Annotated in this window: 13 protein-coding genes; 8 read left to right on the forward strand and 5 right to left on the reverse strand. The window is 57.5% G+C overall.

Annotated elements, in window-relative coordinates:
• Window positions 1-52: 52 nt before the first annotated feature.
• From B5D32_RS03065 to B5D32_RS03075, 3 genes are read left to right on the forward strand one after another with little or no spacing between them, the layout of a single operon-like run.
• A complete protein-coding gene (locus B5D32_RS03065) occupies window positions 53-808 on the forward strand; it encodes an alpha/beta hydrolase (protein WP_078783620.1) in 756 nt (251 codons plus the stop codon).
• Window positions 809-811: 3 nt separating this feature from the next.
• Window positions 812-1,213 (forward strand): hypothetical protein, encoded by a 402-nt coding sequence (locus B5D32_RS03070; RefSeq protein ID WP_078783621.1) that lies wholly within the window; start codon window positions 812-814, stop codon window positions 1,211-1,213.
• A gap of 15 nt (window positions 1,214-1,228) precedes the next feature.
• Window positions 1,229-1,783, forward strand: a complete 555-nt coding sequence (locus B5D32_RS03075; RefSeq protein ID WP_078783622.1) for a DJ-1 family glyoxalase III — start codon at window positions 1,229-1,231, stop codon at window positions 1,781-1,783.
• Between the two features lie 135 nt (window positions 1,784-1,918).
• Here B5D32_RS03075 and B5D32_RS03080 read toward each other — a convergent pair whose 3' ends face one another.
• The gene (locus B5D32_RS03080; protein WP_078783623.1) at window positions 1,919-2,323 is read right to left on the reverse strand and encodes a methylglyoxal synthase; all 405 of its coding nucleotides are present in this window, start codon (window positions 2,321-2,323) and stop codon (window positions 1,919-1,921) included.
• Between the two features lie 254 nt (window positions 2,324-2,577).
• Between B5D32_RS03080 and B5D32_RS03085 the strand changes: the two genes are divergently transcribed.
• Together B5D32_RS03085 and B5D32_RS03090 are read left to right on the forward strand one after the other, a co-directional pair.
• Window positions 2,578-3,168: an RICIN domain-containing protein gene (locus B5D32_RS03085; RefSeq protein WP_078783624.1), complete on the forward strand. Its 591-nt coding sequence runs from the start codon at window positions 2,578-2,580 to the stop codon at window positions 3,166-3,168.
• Window positions 3,169-3,371: 203 nt separating this feature from the next.
• On the forward strand, window positions 3,372-4,559 hold the full coding sequence (locus B5D32_RS03090; protein ID WP_078783625.1) for a DEAD/DEAH box helicase: 1,188 nt from the start codon (window positions 3,372-3,374) through the stop codon (window positions 4,557-4,559).
• Between the two features lie 203 nt (window positions 4,560-4,762).
• Here the strand turns inward: B5D32_RS03090 and B5D32_RS03095 are convergent, their stop codons facing one another.
• The 4 genes from B5D32_RS03095 to B5D32_RS03110 form a co-directional block, all read right to left on the reverse strand.
• On the reverse strand, window positions 4,763-5,446 hold the full coding sequence (locus B5D32_RS03095) for a 5'-methylthioadenosine/adenosylhomocysteine nucleosidase (protein WP_078783626.1): 684 nt from the start codon (window positions 5,444-5,446) through the stop codon (window positions 4,763-4,765).
• 13 nt (window positions 5,447-5,459) lie between these two features.
• Complete coding sequence (gene ychF / locus B5D32_RS03100; protein ID WP_078783627.1) at window positions 5,460-6,590, reverse strand: redox-regulated ATPase YchF; 1,131 nt, start codon at window positions 6,588-6,590, stop codon at window positions 5,460-5,462.
• A gap of 83 nt (window positions 6,591-6,673) precedes the next feature.
• Window positions 6,674-7,864 carry a tyrosine-type recombinase/integrase gene (locus B5D32_RS03105; protein WP_078783628.1) on the reverse strand — a complete coding sequence of 397 codons (1,191 nt, stop codon included), beginning with the start codon at window positions 7,862-7,864 and terminating at the stop codon, window positions 6,674-6,676.
• Window positions 7,865-7,949: 85 nt separating this feature from the next.
• Window positions 7,950-8,153, reverse strand: a complete 204-nt coding sequence (locus tag B5D32_RS03110) for an excisionase (RefSeq protein WP_078783629.1) — start codon at window positions 8,151-8,153, stop codon at window positions 7,950-7,952.
• 477 nt (window positions 8,154-8,630) lie between these two features.
• Here B5D32_RS03110 and B5D32_RS15160 point away from each other — a divergent pair, with 477 nt between their 5' ends.
• The 3 genes from B5D32_RS15160 to B5D32_RS03120 all read left to right on the forward strand — a co-directional run.
• Window positions 8,631-8,780 carry a hypothetical protein gene (locus B5D32_RS15160; RefSeq protein WP_159446969.1) on the forward strand — a complete coding sequence of 50 codons (150 nt, stop codon included), beginning with the start codon at window positions 8,631-8,633 and terminating at the stop codon, window positions 8,778-8,780.
• 2 nt (window positions 8,781-8,782) lie between these two features.
• Window positions 8,783-9,838 (forward strand): YqaJ viral recombinase family nuclease, encoded by a 1,056-nt coding sequence (locus B5D32_RS03115; RefSeq protein ID WP_078783630.1) that lies wholly within the window; start codon window positions 8,783-8,785, stop codon window positions 9,836-9,838.
• 19 nt (window positions 9,839-9,857) lie between these two features.
• Window positions 9,858-10,177: YrrC family ATP-dependent DNA helicase (locus B5D32_RS03120; RefSeq protein ID WP_420896754.1), on the forward strand; the 320-nt coding region annotated here is incomplete at its 3' end.

Genomic DNA, 10,177 nt, shown 5'->3' on the forward strand with positions numbered 1-10,177 from the left:
ATGCAAATGCGCTACAATTATAAATAAACCAGCAAAAAGGGGAGAGATACCCATGGTCGAAAATTTTACCGCCCACATCACACCGTTTGGGCTGGACCGCAACACCTTTGTTTACCTGCCCGATGACTGGCAGTCGTCCGGCAGGCGCTACCCCGTTGTGTATATGTTTGACGGGCACAACCTGTTTTTTGACTCTACCGCGACCTACGGCACCTGCTGGGGCCTGAAGGAATACATGGACGCCCACCCGCAGGCTATCATCGTTGCGCCGGAGTGCAACCATGAGGGCAACGCCCGGCTTGAGGAGTACAGCCCCTACGACTTTGTGTGGCAGGAATACGATATAAAGGGCCGCGGCAAGGCGTATCTGGACTGGATGGTTCAAGAATTAAAGCCGCTCATCGACGCAAAATACCCCACGCTGCCGGACCGGGAGAACACAGCCATCGGCGGGTCGAGCATGGGCGGGCTGATGAGCCTGTACGGCGTCACGGCGTATAACGAGACGTTCAGCCGCGCGGCCTGCCTGTCGCCGTCGGTGCGGTTCAGCTTTACCGAGGTGAAGGCCGACATCAAAAAAGCAAAGCTGGCTCCCGGCACGCGGGTCTATATCAGCTGGGGCGAGCGCGAGGGCAATGGCCGCCACGCGCTGGCCCAGTACACCGGCAAGGCGCTGGAGGTCACGAATTTACTGACCGCCAGGGGCGCGACGGTCTACCCCTACTGCCAGCTGGACGGCAGGCACTGCGAGGCCGACTGGCGGCGTCAGCTGGGGCGCTGCTTTGCATTTCTGTTCGGATGGAGGTAAGCCGTGGCAAAGCAAAACAAAAGCAAAAAGAAAAAGCGCCCCGCCCCGCAGGCCCCGGCGGCCAAGCCCGCCCAAACTGCGCCCGCGCCGGAGCAGCCGCCCCGCACGGCTAAGCTGATGGCGGCGCTGTGCTATCTGAATGTGCTCATCCTCATCCCCGCCTGCACAAAATGGCGGCACGATGAGTTTGTAAAGTTCCACCTGAATCAGGGCCTTGTTGTGCTGGCGCTGGCCACGGTCTGCGCCTGCGTCGGCTTCCTGCCCCACGGCAGTGAGCTGGGCCTGACCCTGACGCTGCTGGTGGATGTGCTGTCCCTCGTCGGGCTGGTGCAGACCCTGCGCGGACTCAAAAGCCCGCTGCCGGGCATCTGGCGCATCACCCGTGCGTTCCATCCTTTTAACTGAACAGGAGATGCTAGTATGTCTAAAGCTGTTATCTTTTTTGCCCCCGGCCTTGAGGAGTGTGAGGGTCTGCTCTGCGTGGACATCCTGCGCCGCGCCGGTGTCGAGGTCACGATTGCCGCCGTCGGCGGGGAGAAGATCGTCAAGAGTGCCCGCCAGATCAGCGTTGTGGCCGACGCCCTGGCCGAGGAGCTGGACTACACGGTGTTTGACGCCTGCATCCTGCCCGGCGGCATCCCCGGTGTGCCCAACCTGAGGGCCGACGCCACGGTGCGCCGGGTCTGCCGGGACTTTGCCGCCGAGGGTAAGGTCGTGGCCGCCATCTGCGCCGCGCCCACCGCGCTGGCGGCGTTCGGCGTGCTGAACGGCAAAAAGGCCACGGTCTACCCCGGCATGGACGCCGACCTGACCGCCGCAGGGGCCAGCTACACCGGACTGCCCCTCACCATCGACGGCAGCATCGTCACCGGCGAGGCCCTCGGTGCCGCCATCCCGTTTGCGCTGGCGCTTGCCCGCATCCTGGCCGGTGCCGACGCCGCCAACAGGGTCAAGAGCGCGATCGTGTATCAGTAATTTATAGGTCGGCGTCCCCGACGATCCGCGGGAGCCTGCGGCCACCGCGAAGCGCCGGCGGGCGGACAATGCCCGCCCCTACAGCCATACAATAAAACGCCCTGTCTTTTTCAAGACAGGGCGTTGCTTTTTTAGTTATTTCCGACCACGCTGCAGCTCGATCCAGGCCAGGTCGCCTCTCTCCAGACCGTGGATCAGAACTTCCGCGGTGGCGATGTTCGTGGCGACAGGGATCGTGTGCATGTCGCACAGGCGCAGCAGCATCATGTCGTTCGGCTCGCCGGGCTTGGCACCGACGGGGTCACGGAAGAACAGCAGCATGTCCACCTCGCCGCAGCCGATCATGGCAGCGATCTGCTCGGCACCGCCGCGGCCTCCCGGATACAGCGTGCGCACCGGCAGACCGGTGGCATCATGGACGATTTTGCCGGTCACGCCCGTGGCGATCAGGTCATTCTCAGACAAAATGCGCACATAGGCAGTGCAGAACTGAGCCATCAATTCCTTGCGGGAATCGTGGGCAATCAAGGCAATTCTCATGGCTGAACTCTCCCCCTACAGCGGCCACCGCGTGGCCGTAAAACAAGCATATATTCTATAATATAATATATGCACAAAAAATGCAAGTGCGGCAGCCGCAAAAACTGACAAAAAATGCGCCGTCCGGCCAAGTGCTTGACGGATTGCCCAAACAGTACCGAAAAATTTTGGTAAAACAGCGCGCCGCAGTTGTGCTATAATGAAAAAAACGGACAGAACAATGTACAGCTTTCTGTCTAAAAGGAGGATTCACCATGAGGAAATCAGCCCAGACCGTCATCCGCCCGGATGCCTATTATACCATCGCCGCCGCCAATGGCCGCGTGCTGGAAGTGGCCGATTTCAACACCGAGAACGGCGCGTCCGTCCGCCTGTGGAGCTACGAGGGTCAGCCCTGGCAGCAGTGGCAGTTTGTGGAAGCGGGGGACGGCGAGTACCGCATCAGGAACCGCTTTACGGGCAAGGTCATGGACTTGGCCATGTCCGGCGTCTGCAACGGCACCTGGGTCCACCAGTGGACCCAGACCGCGGGCGCGGGTCAGCGCTGGCAGATCGTGGAGGCGGGCGGCGGCAAGGTCAAGCTGCGCAACGTCCTGGCCGATAAGGTCATTGACCTGGTGGGAATGCGCGTGGAGAACGGCACCCAGGCCCAGATCTGGCAGGATGTCTTTGGCGAGAACCAGCTCTGGAAGCTCGACCCTGTGCCCGAGCGCCTGCTGAACAAGGAGACCCCCGCCCCGACGCCGAAGGCTGCGCCCAGGAAGGCCGCTGCCAAGCCGACCCGGACGCAGACCGAGAAGAAAACCTCCGGCAAGGCCGCAAGAAGAACCAGTAAAAATAAGTAAGGGCAATACCGCAAACGGGCAAGAATGGCGAGCTTGCCCCTCATCAATCACCTTCGGTGACAGCTTCCCCCACGGGGGAAGCCTTTTTTTGGCTTGCGGGGATAGAAAAATGTTGCTATAATAAAAACAGGAAAGAATGCTGTAGGGGCCGGACGTGTCCGACCCCTACAAGGCGGCGAATAAAACCGAAAGGCAGTACGACCATGCAGTTTACCGAACTTACGAACGTTTCACCCGAAATCATCCGCGCTACGCAGGCGATGGGCTTTACCGACATGACCGAAATCCAGGAAAAGGCCATCCCGCTGATGCTGGCCGGGCACGATATGATCGCCAAAGCCCCCACGGGCACCGGCAAAACCGTGGCGTTCGGCATTCCCATCCTGTCCAAGGTCGATCCTGCCAGCCTGAAGCCGCAGGCCGTTATTTTAAGCCCCACGCGGGAGTTGGCCCAGCAGATCGCCCAGGACCTGCAAAATCTGGCGCAGTTTCTGCCTGACATCAAAATCGTCTGCGTCTATGGCGGCGCGGGCATGGACAAGCAGCAGCGCCAGCTCAAAGCCGGCTGCCAAATCGTCGTTGCCACGCCGGGCCGCCTGATGGACCACTACCGCCACCACGCCATTGATGTCTCCGACGTCAAAACCGTCGTGCTGGACGAGGCCGACGAGATGCTGAACATGGGCTTTTACAAGGACGTCAAGTACATCATCGACCTGATGAAGCACCGCGAGAGCCTGTCGATGTTCTCGGCGACCATCAGCCGCGAGGTGCTGGACATCGGCTGGCTCTACCAGCACAACGCCGCTGAGGTCAGCGTCCAGCCCGTCGAGGATTCCAGCCCGAAAATTGCCCAGTACAAGCTGCTGACCACGGGCCGTGACAAGCTGGCCGACGCCGCGCAGATCATCATTGACGAGGGCTACAAGCGGGTCATGATCTTCTGCAACACCAAGTACAACACGGGGATGCTGGCCAACCAGCTTGCCCGGCTGAACTTCAACGTGGACTGCCTGCACGGCGACCTGTCCCAGGCTGAGCGCAACCGCATCATGACGCGGTTCAAGGCCGGGGAGATCGACGTGCTGGTCGCCACCGATGTGGCGGCGCGCGGCATTGACGTTTCCGATGTGGATGCCGTCATCAACTACGACGTGCCCGAGGAAAACGAGCACTACACCCACCGCATTGGCCGCACGGGCCGCGCCCGCAAGCAGGGCGCGAGCTACCTGTTCTACACGAAGGAGGAGCAAAAGCGCGTGGACCAGCTGCTGCGCCTGACCCGCAACACCGACGACTGCAAGAGCGTAAAATTTGACTTTAACCATGAGCATCTGAAAATCGAGGACACCGCCCCGGTAGATAAGTTCCAGATCAAGGCATATTTTTAAGTCGGTAGAGCCGTAGGGGCCGGGCGTGCCCGGCCCGGAGGTTTACGCGGGATGCCCCTTTATGGGCCGATTTGCAGGCAGGGGTCTTGCCCCCCTCCGCGGCGGCCAGAGGGCTGGCCGCCCTCTGCAGACTGCCCCAAAAGTATTTGTGCAAAACAAAAAGCGACCACCTGTTTCTCAGATGGCCGCTTTTATTTTGCCTGTTACAGGCTTTCGATCATATTTGCCACGATCTCCGTTGCGGTCTTAACGTACTCGGTGATGCTGAACTGCTTGACAACGAGCACCTCATAGCCGCTCTCGTCGGCGTTGTCGCTCATGGCGCGCAGGATGACGCAGGGCACGCCGTTGCGGCCCGCGATCTGGCTGACCGCCGCGCCCTCCATTTCGACGCAGTCGGGGTGGCACTTTTCCTCAATTGCCTTTTTCGTCTCGGCGTCGCCGACGAAGGTGTCGCCCGTGGCGATCTTGCCTGCGATGGCCTTCACGCCGCAGGCAGCGCAGGCGTCGAGCGCGGCCTGCACCAGCGCGGGATCGCCGTGGTACTCGGTCTGGAACGGTGCGCTCTGGGCGATCATGCTCAGCTCGGCGTCGTGGTAGACGACGGTCTCACCGACGCAGACGTCGCCGATGCCGATTTTGCTGGTCATATTGCCCGCAATGCCGCTGAAAATCAGCTTATCAATGCCGTATTTTGTGCACAGCACCTGCACGGTGGACGCGGCGTTGGCCTTGCCCATGCCCGCGCAGCAGACGACGACCTGTTTGCCCTGCAGCGTGCCGCAGTGGTACTCGACCCCGGCGTAGTTCTCTTTGGTCACGTTCTCCAGCCGTGCGCACAGCTGGTCGACTTCGTCGGGCATAGCGCCCATAATGCCAATAATCACGGTCAAACCTCCGTTAAACGTTGAACAAAAATTCGATAACGTCACCGTCGTTCACGACGTACTCCTTGCCCTCGGTGCGCTGCAGGCCCTTGGCCTTGACGGCGGCATAGTTGAAGTCGGCGTCCTCCAGGTCTTTGTACGCGATGACCTGCGCACGGATGAAGCCGCGCTCAAAGTCGCTGTGGATCTTGCCGGCAGCCTGCGGGGCCTTGGTGCCCTTCCTGATGGTCCAAGCGCGGCATTCCTTCTTGCCGTCGGTCAGGAAGCTGATGAGGCCCAGCAGCTCGTAGCTGGCCTTGATGAGCTTGTCCAGACCGGTGGACTCGATGCCCATTTCCTGCAGGAACGCAATTTTTTCCTCCTGCGTGGAACCGGCAATGTCCTCCTCGGTCTTGGCGCAGATGGGGATGGCCTGGGCGTTTTCCTCCTTGGCACGGGCGGCGACGAGCGGGAAGTAGGGGTTCTCGTCCAGCCCGCCCAGCAGGTCGTCCTCACCGACGTTGCAGGCGTAGATGACGGGCTTGGCGGACAGCAGGCCCAGCTCCTTGCGGGCGGCCTTCACGGCGTCGTCGCTCTCGTCAAAGTCAAAGCTGCGCGCGGGCTTGCCGCCCTCAAGCCAGGCGGCCAGGTCGGCCAGCCAGGCAGCCTCGGCGGCAGCGGCTTTGTTGCCGGTCTTGGCAGCCTTCTGCTGGCGGCCCAGGCGGTTGCTGACGACCTCGAGGTCGGCCAGGATCAGCTCCAAGTCGATGGCATCAATGTCGCGGATGGGGTCAACGCTCTCGGGCTTGTTGACGTCCTCGACCACATGGATGATGTTGTCATCGTCGAAGCAGCGCACAACATGGACGATGGCGTCGCACTCGCGGATGTGGCCCAGAAACTTGTTGCCGAGACCCGCGCCCTGGCTGGCACCCTTGACCAGACCTGCAATGTCAACAAACTCAACGATGGCAGGCGTTTTCTTGTCGGTCTGCCAGATCTCGGCCAGCTTGTCCAGCCGCGGGTCGGGCACGGGCACGATGCCGGAGTTCGGCTCAATCGTGCAGAAGGGGTAGTTGGCCGCCTGCGCGTTCTGGGTGCTGGTCAGCGCATTGAACAGGGTAGACTTGCCCACGTTGGGCAGACCCACGATTCCTAATTTCATATTTCTCCATATCTCCTTTATTATCGTTGTTTTTTGTTACCGGATTTGGGGTTTTACCCCCATTTTACCCCCATTTTCGAGGTTTACCCCTTTTTCTCACTATCAGCTGCCTCAAAAAGACGCACGGCGTTCTGCATTGAATCATCAGAAACATGGACGTATTTGTCCATCGTCGTCTTGATACTGGCGTGCCCCAGCAGCTGCTGCAAGACCTTGGGCTGCATGCCGCGCTCAATCGCGCGGGTAGCATACGTATGGCGCAGCGCATGCATCCCAAAGGGAGCAATGCCGGCTTTTTCGCACAGCTTATAGAGGTGGGTGTCATAGGAACTGTTCTTAATCGGCTCACCGGTTCGATAGTTTACAAAGACCAAATCGTGCATGCAGAAGTACATCTGCCTTCCGGTACGGCGATCTGTGTATTCCAGAATCTGCTGCAACGTGGGCGACTCTTTACGGGTCAAGCGCTCATCATAGCAGCTCTTCAAAATACGATATGCGGTATCGGTCAAGGGGATAGTGCGGTAGCTTTTCACCGTTTTGGGAGGCCCGGCACGCCAGTACTTGAAGTGGTGGCGGTACTCCAAACTTTTATTGACGGTAAGAGTACGCTTTTTCCAGTTGATGGCATCCCAAGTCAAACCAATCAGTTCACCCGTACGCAGCCCGGTTTCCAGCAGCAGTGCATATTGCCGGTAGTTGTGAGAATCCTTGGCTACGGCAAGGAAGCGCTTCTGTTCCTCAACGGAAAGGTAGCGAATATCGTCCACTGCACGGACCGGCTTGTTATAGCGCACGCCATTCATCGGATGTTTGACGATAATATCGTTCATCACAGCAGATTTGAACATGGTACCCATAGCAATGTAAGTCTGACGGATTGTAGAACCGGCGTAAGTACTTTCCATGCGGTTCAGAATAATCTGGCAGTGCATCGGCTTTACGTCGCCCATGCACATGGTTCCAATCAGTGGCTGAACATTTCTCTTATAGCGTTCCGTATAGTTGCGGATGCAGTTCGGGGAAAGGTTACAGATGATGTTCGTGATCCAGTAGTCAAACCAGTTGTCTACGGACATGTCAGAGTTGCAGGTAATGACGCGATGACGCAATTCGTATTTCGTATCGGCAAGCCAATTCTTGGCTTCAGGCAGCGACTTGAAATACTTTTCTCGCCGCTCCCCGTCTTTGGTATAGTATCTTGCGGAATATAACCCGTCCTTTCTTTGGCGTATGCCTTTTCCGCATTCTTTTCGCTTTAGGCTTTTACCCATAGTGGACTCCTTTCCAAAGCGGGAATCCAACGCGATACTGAAATTATAGCACATGAAATCCCTATTTTCAACGGCATTACCTCTCTTAAATAATCAGCTTGCTGCTGATGTAGGCTTCAAATTCTTTGCGTTTGACCAATTTCTTTGACCCTACATACAACACGAAAGGACAGTTGGGCTGTTTGAGCATGGCATCAATTTTGTTGATGCCGATATTGCTGTATTCGGACGCTTCCTTGATGGAAAGCGTTAGTTTAAGATGGATGGGTACACTTTCGGAATCTCGCATAATAAATGTCTCCTATTGCCTTTGTGGTGTCAGCTTTTCTTCGCGCGCGTGACAGCATCGATTTAAGAAATAAATCTTGCTGTATTCTAATTTTAATAGGAAAAACAACGATGGTATATACAAAAGCTGCGCGGATGTAATGCGGACACTATGCTTTTATCATGCAAAATCTCACCATCTTGACAGGGCGGACTTTCTTGTGCTATACTCCACCTGTAAATGATTTTTGTGCCTTATGCACACGCTGTTTAAGTTTGTAATTCGTGCCAGCAGCCTTGTCCTGCCCATACCGGGCGGACGCTGTTGGCACTTTTCTTTTTATAGTGGGTGAAAACACCCAACCATAGCGAGAAGGATCGTGGTTCACGGTTTGCCGTGAGCATCAGGCATTGCCTGCGATTGTTCTCGCTTTTTATTTTGTTTCAGAGCCGACAGGCTTTGAGAAATACATTCTATATAGGAAAGGTGGAACACCAAATGAATGAACAGGCAAGACCCAAGGCAATCGCACGGCGCATCACGCGCCCGCGCAAGGCAAGACCCATCCCACGCAATTTGCAGTATCGGCTGTACAATGTGCGCACCCGGCCCAAGCGTCCCTATCTCCGGCGCGAGAGGAGGGGCTGAAGATGCCGGAGCACATACGGCAGGAACCCAAGGTGCTGGTCAGCACCGAAAACCTCACCGAGCAGGAATGGCTGGCATACCGCAGGCGGGGGATAGGCGGCAGCGATGTCGCCGCGATCCTCGGCATTTCTCCGTTCCGAACCGCCCGCGATCTGTACGATGACAAGCTGAACATCGCTTTGGCTGTCGATGATGCAGGCAACTGGGTAGCGCTGGAAATGGGGCATCTGCTGGAACCACTGGTTGCCCAGATATTCACCAAGAAAACCGGGTTGGAAGTTTTCCAAATCAAGAAGATGTTCCAGCACCCGCAATATCCCTTTATGCTGGCAGATGTGGACTACTTTGTTCGCCTGCCAAACGGAAAAATTGCGCTGCTGGAAATCAAAACGACCAACTACAACGCAAAAGACCACTGGTGGAAGGACGGCGAGGAATGTGTTCCTGTCTACTACGAGACACAGGGGCGGCACTACATGGCCGTCATGGACATGGACGAAATCTTCTATTGCTGTCTCTACGGCAACAATGAGGACGAAGTCATTATCCGCCACCTGTACCGTGACCGGGAATATGAGCAGGAAATGGTCTATCTGGAACGCGAGTTTTGGCACGACCACATCTTGACCCGCATCCCGCCGCCCTACACCGAGGACGGCAGTCTGATTCTCGAAAGCCTGCGCCGCCGCTTAGGTGCTGCGGATAAGACGATTCCTGCCATCCAGCTGGACAATGACCTGTCTGCTACCATGCTGCGGTATCTCCGCTTACAGGAGCAAAAGCAGCAAGTGGAAACGCAGGCAAAAACGCTGGACACAGAAATGCAGCGGCTGAAAGGTCAGATGGTTGCCAAACTGGACGGCAGCTGCATGGCGATGGGGGAGTACGGCGGTACACAGTACACAATCAGCTACAACCCCGTCAGCCGGACAGGCATCACGAAAGACAATCTCCAAAAGCTGAAGTTGCTGCACCCGGATATTTACGATGAATACGTCACAGTGTCGGAATCACGGCGGTTCAGCATCAAGGCAAAAGCGGCAGACGAAGCCGCCTGACAAAGAAGGGAGCGTGCCTATGCACGACAGTGAACAGGAACACAGCGGCATCACCGGCTGCCGTGTTACCTACGAATCCACGATTTTTTACAATGAAGCAAACAAATTCTCCATCATCGTTGTCAAGACCAGTGACCCGCGCATCCCGCCGCAGGCTTGCAGCGGCCGCTACTACGGCGACCGTATGCTGCGCTTCACGGCAGTGGGGTACGAACTGCCCCGCACCAAGGCGGTGGAGCTGGAACTGGATGGCGAGTGGGTGGAGAGCAAGTACGGGTACCAGCTGCAAGTCGAGCAGTGGCAGGAAATCGTTCCGCAGACAGCGGACGGTCTGCTGGC

The organism is Gemmiger formicilis, assembly GCF_900167555.1.
In the GTDB taxonomy this organism is placed as follows: Bacteria; Bacillota; Clostridia; order Oscillospirales; family Ruminococcaceae; genus Gemmiger; species Gemmiger formicilis.

What these genes read in the sequence shown, in the direction of transcription:
- B5D32_RS03065 (WP_078783620.1), top strand. Translation starts at nt 53, where the DNA reads ATGGTCGAAAATTTTACCGCCCACATCACACCGTTTGGGCTGGACCGC.
- B5D32_RS03105 (WP_078783628.1), bottom strand. Translation starts at nt 7,864, where the DNA reads ATGGGTAAAAGCCTAAAGCGAAAAGAATGCGGAAAAGGCATACGCCAA.
- B5D32_RS03075 (WP_078783622.1), top strand. Translation starts at nt 1,229, where the DNA reads ATGTCTAAAGCTGTTATCTTTTTTGCCCCCGGCCTTGAGGAGTGTGAG.
- ychF (WP_078783627.1), bottom strand. Translation starts at nt 6,590, where the DNA reads ATGAAATTAGGAATCGTGGGTCTGCCCAACGTGGGCAAGTCTACCCTG.
- B5D32_RS03080 (WP_078783623.1), bottom strand. Translation starts at nt 2,323, where the DNA reads ATGAGAATTGCCTTGATTGCCCACGATTCCCGCAAGGAATTGATGGCT.
- B5D32_RS03090 (WP_078783625.1), top strand. Translation starts at nt 3,372, where the DNA reads ATGCAGTTTACCGAACTTACGAACGTTTCACCCGAAATCATCCGCGCT.
- B5D32_RS03085 (WP_078783624.1), top strand. Translation starts at nt 2,578, where the DNA reads ATGAGGAAATCAGCCCAGACCGTCATCCGCCCGGATGCCTATTATACC.
- B5D32_RS15160 (WP_159446969.1), top strand. Translation starts at nt 8,631, where the DNA reads ATGAATGAACAGGCAAGACCCAAGGCAATCGCACGGCGCATCACGCGC.
- B5D32_RS03110 (WP_078783629.1), bottom strand. Translation starts at nt 8,153, where the DNA reads ATGCGAGATTCCGAAAGTGTACCCATCCATCTTAAACTAACGCTTTCC.
- B5D32_RS03115 (WP_078783630.1), top strand. Translation starts at nt 8,783, where the DNA reads ATGCCGGAGCACATACGGCAGGAACCCAAGGTGCTGGTCAGCACCGAA.